We start from the raw sequence: 12,878 nt of genomic DNA on the forward strand, positions 1-12,878 counted from the left end.
CTGCATCACGGGACGTTCGTCCTCCTCCGGCAAGCCGTAACGGGTCCATTCTGCCGCCGGGCGCACGTCTCCGCCAACCTTGGGTGATCAATGCGCGATCCGGTGGAAACCTACATGAACCTCGTGCCGATGGTGGTCGAACAGACCAACCGCGGTGAACGGGCCTATGACATCTTCTCGCGCCTGCTGAAGGAGCGCATCATCTTCGTTACCGGTCCGGTCGAGGACGGCATGTCGACGCTCACCGTCGCCCAGCTGCTGTTCCTGGAAGCCGAGAATCCGAAGAAGGAAATCTCGATGTACATCAACTCGCCCGGCGGCGTGGTGACATCGGGTCTGGCGATCTACGACACCATGCAGTTCATCCGCCCGCCGGTGTCGACGCTGTGCATCGGGCAGGCGGCCTCGATGGGCTCGCTGTTGCTCTGCGCCGGCCACAAGGACATGCGCTTCTCGCTGCCGAACTCGCGCATCATGGTTCACCAGCCCTCGGGCGGGTTCCAGGGGCAGGCCACCGACATCATGCTGCACGCCCAGGAAATCCTGAACCTGAAAAAGCGGCTGAACGAGATCTACGTCAAGCACACCGGCCAGACCTTCAAGGCGATTGAGGATGCGCTGGAGCGCGACAAGTTCCTCACCGCCGACATGGCACGCGACTTCGGCATCGTCGACAAGGTGATCGACAAGCGCGCCGAAGAATCGACGCCGAAGGCGCCGTAAACTACCCGAGGCGACGCAGTTCGGGGCTGGGCGAACCCCGCAAATTTTTGTGGCTGGCGGCGTACGTCGCGCGGCTGGCCACAAGGTTTGCTCCTGTCCGGTATCCGGTGCTGCATCCCACGGTCGCGGTTCTGGTTTCGTGCCGGTTTGGCGTGATATTCTCGTCACGTTGGGCTGATTTCGCGGGCTTTGCCCGCCGGTCCAGCCGAAATCACGCTATTGTCACGCCATCCGGTGATTTGCCGATTAGCGAATTCTTGATCATCGGCAGTCACCATGGTTCGCTGAAGCGGATCAGCTAGTATCGTGGAAGATCTCGATTAGGCCGTGATTCGTGCGGTATTCTGGAACGAGGGTCTTTTTTGGTACGTATTTTGCTCTATCTACGGATGGGTGCCGGGATGGGGCAACGGAACGACCAAGACCGAACGGCGGACGGAGATTAGAATGAGTAAGGTCGGCACGAGCGACTCCAAGAACACGCTGTATTGTTCGTTCTGCGGAAAGAGCCAGCACGAGGTTCGCAAACTGATCGCGGGTCCCACCGTGTTCATATGCGACGAGTGCGTCGAGCTCTGCATGGACATCATCCGCGAGGAGAACAAGTCCTCGCTGGTCAAGTCGCGCGACGGGATTCCGACGCCGAAGGAAATCTGCAAGGTTCTCGATGACTATGTCATCGGTCAGAGCCATGCCAAGAAGGTCCTCTCGGTCGCGGTGCACAACCACTACAAGCGCCTCAACCACCAGACCAAGCACAACGACGTCGAGCTGGCGAAGTCGAACATCCTGCTGATCGGACCGACCGGTTCGGGCAAGACGCTGCTCGCGCAGACGCTCGCCCGCATTCTGGACGTGCCGTTCACCATGGCTGACGCGACGACGCTGACCGAAGCCGGTTACGTCGGTGAGGATGTCGAGAACATCATCCTGAAGCTGCTGCAGTCGGCCGACTACAATGTCGAGCGGGCGCAGCGCGGCATCGTCTACATCGACGAAATCGACAAGATCTCGCGCAAGTCCGACAATCCCTCGATCACCCGCGACGTGTCGGGCGAGGGCGTGCAGCAGGCCTTGCTGAAGATCATGGAAGGCACGGTTGCCTCGGTTCCGCCGCAGGGCGGCCGCAAGCATCCGCAGCAGGAGTTCCTGCAGGTCGACACCACCAACATCTTGTTCATCTGCGGTGGTGCGTTCTCTGGCCTTGAAAAGATCATCTCGGCCCGCGGCCGCTCCACCTCGATCGGCTTCGCCGCCCAGGTTCTGGCGCCGGAAGACCGCCGCACCGGCGAAATCTTCCGTCACGTCGAGCCCGAGGATCTCCTGAAGTATGGCCTGATCCCTGAGTTCGTCGGCCGTCTGCCGGTCGTGGCGACGCTCGAGGATCTCGACGAGGCCTCGCTGAAGAAGATCCTGACCGATCCGAAGAACGCGCTGGTCAAGCAGTACCAGCGTCTGTTCGAGATGGAGAACATTGAATTGACCTTCGCCGACGAAGCCCTGGGCGCTGTGGCGCGCAAGGCGATCGAACGCAAGACCGGCGCACGCGGCCTGCGCTCCATCCTGGAGAGCATCCTGCTTGAGACCATGTTCGATCTTCCGGGTCTGGAAGGCGTCGAGGAAGTGGTGATCTCCCGCGAAGTCGTGGAAGGCACCGCGCGTCCGCTCTACATCTACGCCGACCGCGCCAACACCGAGAGCAGTGCCAGCGCCTGATACGCCGGCACATTGAGCGCCCTGACGACCCCAATAGACGGCTGCCGGTAACTCCGGCGGCCGTCTTGCTGTAGGGTACACGAACCCGCAGTTAGCCTTTGTTTTCTGGCGTTTTACGTCTCTTGACACCCCCGGACCATAGCCACCTAATGCTGTCGACGAACAGAATTTCGATCCAAAGATTCGTCACCAATGATCCGGACAAGTAGAGCCTGAGGCGGCCGAGCAAGACGGACAATCGGCACCTTGTGCAGCTGCGCAAACTCGCGGGCTGGGAACAAGGGGGCACAGCAAAAGGAATGGGCCATGACTGCCACAAAACCCCGGCCAACCATCGTTCACGGCGAAAGCCACTCTTATCCGGTTCTGCCGCTCCGTGACATCGTCGTCTTCCCGCACATGATCGTGCCGCTCTTCGTCGGCCGCGAGAAATCGATCCGTGCGCTCGAAGAGGTGATGAAGAACGACGCGCTGATCATGCTCGCCACGCAGAAGAATGCGTCGGACGACGATCCGAACCCGGATGCGATCTACGAGATCGGCACGCTTGCCAGCGTGCTGCAGCTGCTCAAGCTGCCTGACGGCACCGTCAAGGTGCTGGTGGAAGGCCTTGAGCGGGCCAAGGTCCAGAAGTACTCCGACCGCACCGAATACTACGAGGCCACCGCCGTGGCGCTCGCCGACACCGACGCTACGTCGGTCGAGGCGGAAGCGCTGGCGCGCTCCGTGGTGTCCGACTTCGAGAGCTACGTGAAGCTCAACAAGAAGATCTCCGCGGAAGTCGTCGGCGTGGTCCAGGCCATCACCGACTATGCGAAGCTGGGCGATCAGGTCGCCTCGCATCTCGCGGTCAAGATCGCAGATCGTCAGGGCATCTTGGAGACGCTGTCCGTCACCGCGCGCCTCGAGAAGGTGCTCGGGCTGATGGAGAGCGAGATCTCGGTGCTGCAGGTCGAGAAGCGGATCCGCTCGCGCGTCAAGCGCCAGATGGAGAAGACCCAGCGCGAGTACTATCTCAACGAGCAGATGAAGGCGATCCAGAAGGAACTCGGTGACGACGAAGGTCGCGACGAGCTGGCCGATCTGGAAGACAAGATCAACAAGACCAAGCTCTCCAAGGAAGCACGGGAGAAGGCGCAGCACGAGCTGAAGAAGCTGCGCCAGATGTCCCCGATGTCCGCGGAAGCGACCGTCGTGCGCAACTACCTCGACTGGCTGCTGTCGATTCCATGGAACAAGAAATCCAAGGTCAAGAAGGACCTCGCTGCGGCGCAGGCCGTTCTGGACGACGACCATTATGGTCTTGAGAAGGTCAAGGATCGCATCGTGGAGTACCTCGCAGTACAGACGCGGGCGAACAAGTTGACCGGTCCGATCCTGTGCCTCGTCGGACCTCCTGGCGTCGGCAAGACCTCGCTCGGCAAGTCGATCGCCAAGGCGACCGGACGCGAGTTCGTGCGCGTGTCGCTCGGCGGCGTGCGCGACGAGGCGGAGATCCGCGGTCATCGCCGGACCTATATTGGTTCGATGCCCGGCAAGATCATCCAGTCGATGCGCAAGGCCAAGACCTCGAACCCGCTGTTCCTGCTGGACGAGATCGACAAGATGGGCGCCGATTTCCGCGGCGATCCGTCATCGGCGCTGCTTGAGGTCCTCGACCCCGAGCAGAACGGCACCTTCGCGGACCACTATCTCGAAGTGGACTACGATCTGTCCAACGTGATGTTCATCACCACGGCGAATACCCTGAATATCCCGGGGCCGCTGATGGACCGCATGGAGATCATCCGGATCGCCGGCTACACCGAGAACGAGAAGGTCGAGATCGCCCGCAAGCACTTGATCCCGACTGCGTTGTCGAAGCACGGTCTGGACGGCAAGGAATGGTCGATGGACGACGAAGCCTTGCTGCTGATGATCCGCCGCTACACCCGCGAAGCGGGCGTGCGTAACCTCGAGCGCGAGCTCTCCACACTGGCCCGCAAGGCCGTGAAGGAGCTGATGCTCTCGAAGAAGAAGGTGGTGAAGGTCACCGAGAAGAATCTCGAGGAGTTCCTCGGTATTCCGAAGTATCGTTACGGCGAGATCGAGAGCGACGACCAGGTGGGCGTCGTGACAGGACTGGCCTGGACGGACGTCGGTGGCGAGCTGCTGACCATCGAAGGCGTCATGATGCCCGGCAAGGGCCGCATGACCGTCACCGGCAACCTGCGTGACGTGATGAAGGAATCGATCTCGGCGGCGGCGTCCTACGTCCGCTCGCGCGCGATCACCTTCGGGATCGAACCGCCGCTGTTCGAGCGGCGCGACATCCACGTCCACGTGCCCGAGGGCGCAACGCCGAAGGATGGTCCGTCGGCAGGTGTGGCGATGGCGACGACGATCGTCTCGGTGCTGACAGGCATCCCGATCCGTCACGACGTTGCCATGACCGGCGAGATCACGCTGCGCGGCAGGATCCTGCCGATCGGCGGATTGAAGGAGAAGTTGTTGGCGGCAGCCCGCGGCGGCATCAAGACGGTGCTGATCCCCGAGGACAATGCCAAGGACCTCACCGAGATCTCCGACGCCATCAAGGGCGGGATGAACATCATCCCGGTCGCACGGATGGACGACGTGATCGCCAACGCCCTGGTGCGCAAACCCATTGCCATCGAATGGGAAGAGGACACCAAGCTGCCGGTCAAGCCGGACGGAGCCGACGAAGCCGGCAGCGGTCTCACCGCACACTGAGGATCTGGTCCTCGCGACAAAATCAGCGGCGTCCTTCGGGGCGCCGCTTTTTGTGGCCGGGCAGGGAGCGGGTTGAGGATATCCCCAGAGGCGATCGAAGCGGTGTACGCCGACGCCTTTTGGCTGAGGCGATCGTTCGCGTCAGCCTTGCCGCGGTGCGGCCATGGCGCTAAACAGGCGGCGGGGGCGATTAGCTCAGCGGTAGAGCATTCCCTTTACACGGGACAGGTCGGCGGTTCGATCCCGTCATCGCCTACCATTGCGGACAGACCCTTCGACTCGATCGCCGCGTCATAGAAGCAATAGCCGCCGCCGCCGCGCGATTTCGAGCGATACAGCGCCTGGTCGGCGTGCCGCAGCAGGGTGTCGGAGGTTGTCCCGTCACCGGGCGCCAGCGCGATGCCCACACTCAGTCCGATATCGACGATCATCCCCTCGATCACGAAGGGCTCGCTCATGGCGCCGATCAGCCGCTGGGCGAGACGTTCGGCATCTCGCCGCGACGTATTGTCCTGCAGGATGACGAATTCGTCGCCACCGAGGCGGACCACCAGATCGCCCTCGCACAGCGATCGCTTGAGACGGACGGCGACCTCGACCAGCAACTGGTCGCCGACCATGTGGCCCATGGTGTCGTTGACCTGTTTGAAGCGGTCGAGATCCATGAACAGCACGGCGGCCGAACCTGCGCTGTGGTCGATGTCGGCGAGGACCTGCGACATCCGGCTGTGGAAGGTGTTGCGGTTAGGCAGGCTGGTCAGGGAATCGTGATTGGCGAGATGGGCGATCTGCCGGCTGACCTCCAGCTTCTCGGTGACGTCCTCGTGCAGGGCGACCCAGCCGCCATCGGGGAGCGGGCGGTTGATGACCTGCATGGTCCGGCCGTCCCACAGCAAGGTGAGCGACGTGGCCTGCTGGGCGTTACGGTTCTCGCGCATGCGCTTGGCGTAATATTGCTGCACCGACAGGCCCGGCTGGTTGCCGCGCAGATTGGAATGCGCGAGCACATCGATGTAGCGCGCGCCTGGCTTCACGATCGCCGGATCGAGCGCATAGTCCTGGATATACTTGGTGTTGCAGATCATCAGCCGTTCGTCGGCGCTGTACATCGACAGGCCGTAAGGCAGATGGAGCAGCACATCGTTAAGGTGTTCGGCACTGGGCCCGGTGTCGCAGAACTCCGGGCAAAGCGTAGCCGAAATAACGAACATGTAGCCGGCGTCGGGCAGCGGCTCGCACCGCACGGCGCGGGCATCGCCGTCGGGCAGGACGATCCTGGCTTCGGAGACGGAGCGCGTGAGCTGGCACGCCAGCGCCAGCTCGAAGAACTGGTGCGCCAGCCCGGCGGTTTCATGTTCTCCGACCGTCGACGATCGAAACAGCGCGTGCAGGGTTGCCGGCTTTTCGTCAGGATTCGCCGGGAGCAGCAGCAGATCGGCAAATGCCTGGTTGAACAAGTCGATGCCGAAGCCGGCGTTGACCGCGCAGATGCCGAACGGCAGCCGTCTCAGAATGGCATCCTGAAGCGACGGATATTCCGGCGCTGAATTTCGCTTCACGGGATGCGGCATTGGCGACATTGATCGGGCCTCTGGCTCTGCCGGTGGTTATCGCGGTAGCCGCCAAAATAGCCTTAATCGATTTGATCTATTTGCAATCAACGTGAACGGAACTGCTGCGGTGCCGGGAAAGCGGGCTGGAATGAGCCGAAATCGATACTGCGCTTGATGAGCAGCATGTCCCGCCCTACGATCCCTGCCGCGGATACCACGGCCGGAAACCGGCCGACATGACGAAATCGGGAATGATGGCGACAGGATTGCGTGCCGGGTTGATGGCAATGGTCTTTGGCATTGCGCCGCTCGCGCTGGGCAGTGCGGTTCCGGCACCGGCGCGCGCGCAGTCCGCCGATCTCGTGCTGTGCGACCGGCTCGCTGCCGACCCGGCCGATCCCGACAAGCCGGCCGACGTCAAAGGTGCCGCGGAGATCGCTCCATCCGACGTGGCCACCGCGATCAAGTTCTGCCGTACCGCGGCGGGAGGGGCGCGCCGGGCGCTGTATCAGCTTGGCCGTGCCTATGCCGCCAATCGGCAGGCTGGCGAGGCCATCGCGGCCTGGCGCAAGGCCGCCGACAAGGGCAGCAGCTCGGCCATGGTGGAACTCGGCGTGCTCTACGCCACCGGCGCGGGCGTTGCGAAGGACGATGCCCAGGCGCGAAAGCTGTTCGAACGCTCCGCCGAAGCCGGCAATCCGCGCGGCGTCAGCAATCTCGCGGCCTTGTCGGGCGGCGCGCCGTCAGATCCGGTGCGCGCCCGCGCGCTGTTGGCCAAGGCCGCCGAGACCAATGCGGAAGCGCAGTATCAGCTCGGCATGATGATGGCCGAAGGCATCGGCGGGGCGAAAGACGATGCAGCCGCGCGCACCCTGTTCGACAAGGCCGCCGTGCAGGGCCACGCCGCCGCGCTGGAACGGATGGGCGCCTTCGCCCAAAGTGGCCGCGGTGGCCCGGCGGACAAGGATCAGGCCAAGGCCTATTACGAAAAGGCCGCGGCGCTTGGCAACGATGATGCCAAAGCCGCGCTGAAGCGCGCCGAGTGCCCCTATGTCCTCAAGGACAAGCGCGGCAACGTGGTATCGAACCTGTGTTTCTAGACGGGACGCAAATTACACCAGCGCGTTGGCCGCGATGACGGCACGATAGAAATCCGCGCTCAGCTTGCCGCTGCGCTTCTGCGTCTCGAAATCGACGCGGTACAGGCCGAAGCGCTTGTCGTAGCCGTCGGACCATTCGAAGTTGTCCAGCAGGCTCCATAGAAAATAGCCCTTCACCGGCACGCCCTCGGCAGTGGCGCGCTGCAGCTGGGTCAGATAGTTGCGCAGATACATGATGCGGTCGAGGTCGTAGACACGGCCATCGGCGGTCGGGATGTCCGCACCCGAGGTGCCGTTCTCGGTGATGTAGATCGTCTCCACGTTCCACACCTTCGCCAGATTGCGCGGCCCCCAGTACATGGCTTCCGGTCCGATGCGCAGCCAGTCGGACTCCATGTGCGGAAACGAGGCGGGGAAAGGCAGCAGGTCGAAGCCGGCAGGGGCGCCGGAAGCGACGACGTAATGCTGCGGCATGTAGACGTTGATGCCGACGAAATCGATCTTTGAGGAGATGATCTTCATGTCCTCGGTGGTGAATTTCGGCGCGTTGCTGCCGGCATAGGTCAGGAACCCGTCGGTGTAACTGCCCTCCAGCATCGCGGTGAGGTAGCCGCCGTTCATTTCGCGGGTGGCGATTTCCGAGGCGCGGATGTTGGCGGGCGTTTCGATGGCCGGCACGCAACCGACGATGTTTTCCGCCGGGCCCACGCGCGTGCCTGGCCGTCCCTGGGCGCGGATCGCCTGCACCGCGAGGCCGTGGCCAAGCAGCACGTGATGGCGCACCTGGTTGAGTTCGGCCTGTGGCAGCTTGAGGCCGGGCGCCAGCTCCACCGGGCCGCTGCCATAGCCGAAGTCGATGAAGGTGGCGCTCTCGTTGATAGTGAAGATCTGCTTCACGCGGTCGGTGATGTGTTTGGCCACATGCCCGGCATAGTCGCCGAACGCCTGCGCCGTTTCGCGCGACTGCCAGCCGCCGACGCGGTCCTGCAACGCCTGCGGCAGGTCCCAGTGATACAGGGTCGCGAAGGGTTCGATGCCGTTGGCCAGCAATTCGTCGATCAGACGGTTGTAGAAGTCCAGTCCCCTGGGATTGGCTGCGCCGCGGCCGTCGGGAAACACCCGCGGCCAGGCGATGGAGAAGCGATAGGCGCGCACGCCGAGCGCCTTCATCAGCTGGACGTCGTCCTTGTAGCGATGGAAATGATCGCTGGCGCGGTCGCCGTTGTGATTGCCGTGGATCTTCCCGGGCCTATGGGAATAGGTATCCCAGATCGATACACCGCGGCCTTCCTCGGTCGCAGCACCTTCGATCTGATAGGCTGAGGTCGCAGTGCCCCAGACGAACCCGTCCGGAAAGCGCCGCTGGCCTGCAGGCGATGGCACCGCGGCCGTCTGCGCGCTGGCCGGGGCCGGGGACAGCATGAGCGGCAGAGTCGCCGCGGCCTTGGCAAAGTTTCGTCGTGTGAAAATCGGGCGCACCGGCACTCCTGCAGAATGTCCAAAACGTCGCACGTGGCGCCGTGTTTGGACAAACATAGCATGCCCCGCGCCACGTCGCGTGAAACTGCTGGGCCGGCAGGAGAGCGGCGTCAGTCCTTGCGGGTCTGCATGGGGACGAACACCATGAACTTTGCCAGCGGGCGCTTGAAGAGCACCAGATAGGTCACATGCATGCCGACAAAGAGCAGCAGCATGTTGGCAAGGAATTCATGCGCCTCGGACAGAAAGCCCTCTTCCTTGCCCTCGCGATTTCCTTCGCGGTGGCCGCGTTTCCCGTCATCGGCGAATGACGTCGTGACGATCGACACATTGGCCATGCCGATCGCCTTGCCGCGGTCCATGGCAACACCGGTGGAGACCACCGCCACGATGCTGACGGCGATGCCCAGCATCAGCACCTTGCTGATCGCAGGATGCGTGAACATGTTGTCGGCGCGCAGTCCCTCGAACGATGGATAGAAGCGCATCAGCCCGACCTGTCGAGACCCGAACAGCGCCCACAGCAAACGCAGCGCAATGACCAGCGCCACGCCGTAGCCAAGCCAGGCGTGAACGATGCCCATCTCGCCGGTGAGATAGGCCAGGATCGCGAGCGATGCGAGTGTGCAGTGATAAAGACGGATCTTGTTCATCATGTTCATGGCTGCTGACTAGCAGGCATGGACTGGTCGGCCTTTGAGTTGGCGCAAGGCGATCGCTTTTTGCATCGGCTACGCTGACGGGGATCACTGCGGCAAATGATTATCAGGAGCACTCAGCGCTGGCGCGCGTTGACACTGCGCGGCCCAAGCAGGATGTCGAAATCAACCTGCGACACAGTGTCGCCAACGGTCATGCTGCGCGCGATCGCCCGCTGCCGCTGCACCGCTGCGGCGGCCTGATGTCGAATTCCAGCCGGAAGTCGATGGCCGGATCGATAAAGAGGGTGATGGCATCGAACGGCACGCCGACGCGGGTCTTCACGCCTTTGAACCACAGCACCACGTCGAAGCGGTTGTCGGCGACCTTCAGGCGGGCGAACTGATACTGCAGAACGATGGTCATCTCGTGCGGAAATTTCGCGCGCAATGCCGCAGGCAGCGTGACACCCTCGGCCGTGGTGAGGAAGGTGATCGAATAATGATGGGCGCCATGCAGGCCGTTGTCGGCGACATCCGACAGGATGTTGTGGATCTGGCGCTGCCGCGCCGCCACCTCCGGCGCGCAGTCACCAGCCAGTACCGGCGACGCTATCGCAAGCAGGGCAAGCAGTGCCGCGATCGTCGCTTTCATCATGGGGCACCGGCGGGGCTGCGGGGAACTGTCATGAGCGTTGGTCGGCGTCCGGCGGCGGCGGGTTCAGCCGTGCGCCGACGATCAACCATTTGTTTCAAATTGCCGGGGTAGGGTGCCGGCCACCTGATGCCGGAGCCGTTCGTGAACGAGAGCCTGATTTCCACCTGCCAGCTGTTCCTGATCCCGCTGACCATCCTGTTCGCCGCGGTCGGCGTTGCCAATGCCCGCTTCGTCAAGCTGCTGGTCTGCCTGCTCGCCACGGCGCTGGCTGCGCTGTGGCTGTATCGCATCTGGCTGTGGACCGGGCTGTCCCTGATCGACCGCCGCACCGGCCTCGGCCTGTCGGGCGGCTTTGCGCTGTGCTGGGTTCTGACCCTGCTGCACCAGATCAAGAGTTCATTTTCGGGCGGTTACGATCGCCGCTGAGGCCGTCTGGTCAGCGCGTCGGCGCTGGCGCTGCCGGATTGTCCGACAGGGAGAGCGCCAACTCGTTGCCGGGCCCCTGTGTCAGAATCAGCGGCGTACCGCCGGCCAGAGTCCAGCCCATCCGCTTTGCCGATACCTGATCGGGCTTGCGACCGTATTGCGCCGAGATGTCCTGCGCCGTTGCGTCGAACGACAGTTTCTCCGGATTGGCGAGCCTGACCCGCGCGCTGCGCACCGGCGTGCGGCCGTCGCCCGGCGCGAAGCTGACGGTCAGCGGGCCGGCCGTGGTGTTGCAATCGAGGGACTCGCCCGCTGCGGCAGCGACGCACACCCAGCGACGTGCGGTAATCAATTTCTCGATCTGGTCGTGCGTCATGCCGGGAACCACGCCGAGCATGTCATTCTTGGCGATGGCGCCATATTGATTGCGCAGCAGCAGCGCGCCGGCGATGCTGCCGAGCAGCACCACACCGGCGGCGACAAGGATCTTCTGGGTTCTGTTCACGTCGAGGCCTTTGCGAATGACGGGAGCCACCAACCACAGGCCCCGGATGCATGCAACCACGCCGGCGGCGGCCATCAGTCGCCTCGTCGGAAGCGGCGCGACGTGGCATACTTCAGCTCACGCAATTCGCGAGACGATCCATGGCCAACCGCATTCTGGTATTTTACGGCTCCTATCGCTCCGACCGCATGGGCATTCGGCTTGCGGATTTCGTGGTCGCCGGCTTGCGCGCACGCGGCGACGATGCCGTGCTGATCGACGCCAAAGCGGTCGGACTGCCGATGCTCGATCGCATGTACAAGGAATATCCCAAGGGAGAGGCGCCCGCTGCGCTGGAGCAGCTTGCCGGGCAGATCCGCAGCGCCGACGGATTTGTCTTCATCACCGGCGAATACAACTGGGGCATCCAGCCCGGCCTGAAGAACCTCACCGATCATTTTCTCGAAGAATGGTTCTGGCGCCCCGCCGCCATCGCAAGCTATTCGGCCGGCCGGCTGTCCGGCGTGCGCGCAGCGACCGCATGGCACGGCACGCTGTCGGAAATGGGCATGGTGGTGATTTCGTCGACGCTGTCGGTGGGACCGATCGCGCAGACGCTGTCGGCGCAGGCCGAGCCGACCGGTGATGCCGGCAAGGCGCTGGCGCGCAGCTTCCCGCGCTTTGCCGACGACCTCCGCTGGTGGATCGAGGCGGCGAAGGCGCAGCGGGAGAAGAGGGCACCGCCGTATTGAGAGGACGGCTCAGGCCAGTCCGAGCGCGAAGGCCAGCGTGCCGATGGCGGCGTGCGACAGGATCAGGGGCCAGATGTTGAGCATGCGCAGATAAGCGATGCCCCAGACGATGCCGACCGCGAAGGTGTTGAGCAGCAAAGCCGGGTCGCCATAGGCGATATGGATCAGCGAGAACACCGCCGACGAATACAGCACATAGACCCAGCCGCGGGTCTGCAGCCGGTCGGTCATCAGCTTGGGAATCGACCGGCACACCACTTCCTGGCACGGGCTGGAGACCAGCACGTAGAACGGCGCGAAGCTGAGCCAGACCGGCGGCTCGGCGTCGAAGCTGAACAGATGGGTCTGCAGCAGCATCACCGCGGCAAGCCCCAGCGTCAGCACCAGGCAGCCGACCCAGTGTTCGCGGAATGAGGGGCGGCTGAGGCCGAGCTCGGCCAGCGAAAATCCCGACAGCAGGCACAGCGCGATGCACAGCACGGACACCGCCAGCAAGGCGTAGGTCCGGTAGGCGAACGGCAGCAGGCCGAAATGGATGGCGAGACCGGGCGCGAGCAGCAGCACCGCAAAGGCGGTCAGCGCGGCAATCGAGCGTCCGTGTCGTGAAAATGTCATA

At 63.3% G+C, this 12,878-nt stretch carries 12 protein-coding genes and 1 tRNA gene; 7 read left to right on the forward strand and 6 right to left on the reverse strand.

The features are described from left to right. Positions 1-90: 90 nt before the first annotated feature. The 4 genes from ONR75_RS16240 to ONR75_RS16255 all read left to right on the forward strand — a co-directional run bounded on the left by ONR75_RS16240 (position 91) and on the right by ONR75_RS16255 (position 5,431). A complete protein-coding gene (locus tag ONR75_RS16240; protein ID WP_265083489.1) occupies positions 91-723 on the forward strand; it encodes an ATP-dependent Clp protease proteolytic subunit in 633 nt (210 codons plus the stop codon). Between the two features lie 447 nt (positions 724-1,170). Further along, positions 1,171-2,439, forward strand: coding sequence for an ATP-dependent Clp protease ATP-binding subunit ClpX (gene clpX, locus ONR75_RS16245; RefSeq protein WP_265083490.1), 1,269 nt, complete (start codon positions 1,171-1,173; stop codon positions 2,437-2,439). Positions 2,440-2,745: 306 nt separating this feature from the next. Next, positions 2,746-5,172: an endopeptidase La gene (gene lon, locus ONR75_RS16250; protein WP_265083491.1), complete on the forward strand. Its 2,427-nt coding sequence runs from the start codon at positions 2,746-2,748 to the stop codon at positions 5,170-5,172. Positions 5,173-5,356: 184 nt separating this feature from the next. Continuing rightward, positions 5,357-5,431, forward strand: a tRNA-Val gene (locus tag ONR75_RS16255). Here the strand turns inward: ONR75_RS16255 and ONR75_RS32820 are convergent. Beyond that, the gene (locus ONR75_RS32820) at positions 5,388-6,752 is read right to left on the reverse strand and encodes a diguanylate cyclase domain-containing protein (protein WP_413776519.1); all 1,365 of its coding nucleotides are present in this window, start codon (positions 6,750-6,752) and stop codon (positions 5,388-5,390) included. The genes ONR75_RS16255 and ONR75_RS32820 overlap by 44 nt on opposite strands. Before the next feature lie 254 nt (positions 6,753-7,006). Between ONR75_RS32820 and ONR75_RS16265 the strand changes: the two genes are divergently transcribed. Next, a complete protein-coding gene (locus tag ONR75_RS16265; RefSeq protein WP_413776520.1) occupies positions 7,007-7,825 on the forward strand; it encodes a tetratricopeptide repeat protein in 819 nt (272 codons plus the stop codon). Between the two features lie 12 nt (positions 7,826-7,837). Here the strand turns inward: ONR75_RS16265 and ONR75_RS16270 are convergent, their stop codons facing one another. The 3 genes from ONR75_RS16270 to ONR75_RS16280 all read right to left on the reverse strand — a co-directional run bounded on the left by ONR75_RS16270 (position 7,838) and on the right by ONR75_RS16280 (position 10,600). Further along, positions 7,838-9,247, reverse strand: a complete 1,410-nt coding sequence (locus ONR75_RS16270; protein ID WP_265083682.1) for a GH1 family beta-glucosidase — start codon at positions 9,245-9,247, stop codon at positions 7,838-7,840. A gap of 167 nt (positions 9,248-9,414) precedes the next feature. Beyond that, positions 9,415-9,960 carry a cytochrome b/b6 domain-containing protein gene (locus ONR75_RS16275; protein ID WP_265083493.1) on the reverse strand — a complete coding sequence of 182 codons (546 nt, stop codon included), beginning with the start codon at positions 9,958-9,960 and terminating at the stop codon, positions 9,415-9,417. 196 nt (positions 9,961-10,156) lie between these two features. After that, entirely contained in the window at positions 10,157-10,600 is a 444-nt protein-coding gene (locus tag ONR75_RS16280; protein WP_265083494.1) for a ClpXP protease specificity-enhancing factor SspB, read from the reverse strand. A gap of 141 nt (positions 10,601-10,741) precedes the next feature. On the opposite strand from ONR75_RS16280, the gene ONR75_RS16285 reads away from it, so the two are divergent. Further along, complete coding sequence (locus ONR75_RS16285) at positions 10,742-11,026, forward strand: hypothetical protein (RefSeq protein WP_265078193.1); 285 nt, start codon at positions 10,742-10,744, stop codon at positions 11,024-11,026. Between the two features lie 10 nt (positions 11,027-11,036). On the opposite strand, the gene ONR75_RS16290 is transcribed toward ONR75_RS16285, so the two are convergent. Beyond that, a complete protein-coding gene (locus tag ONR75_RS16290; protein ID WP_265078194.1) occupies positions 11,037-11,531 on the reverse strand; it encodes a hypothetical protein in 495 nt (164 codons plus the stop codon). 140 nt (positions 11,532-11,671) lie between these two features. On the opposite strand from ONR75_RS16290, the gene ONR75_RS16295 reads away from it, so the two are divergent. After that, a complete protein-coding gene (locus tag ONR75_RS16295; RefSeq protein WP_265078195.1) occupies positions 11,672-12,262 on the forward strand; it encodes an NADPH-dependent FMN reductase in 591 nt (196 codons plus the stop codon). Positions 12,263-12,271: 9 nt separating this feature from the next. Here the strand turns inward: ONR75_RS16295 and ONR75_RS16300 are convergent, their stop codons facing one another. Beyond that, positions 12,272-12,877, reverse strand: a complete 606-nt coding sequence (locus ONR75_RS16300) for a CPBP family intramembrane glutamic endopeptidase (RefSeq protein WP_265078196.1) — start codon at positions 12,875-12,877, stop codon at positions 12,272-12,274. Between the last annotated feature and the right edge of the window lies 1 nt (position 12,878).

It is taken from the genome of Rhodopseudomonas sp. P2A-2r, from assembly GCF_026015985.1.
GTDB lineage: Bacteria > Pseudomonadota > Alphaproteobacteria > Rhizobiales > Xanthobacteraceae > Tardiphaga.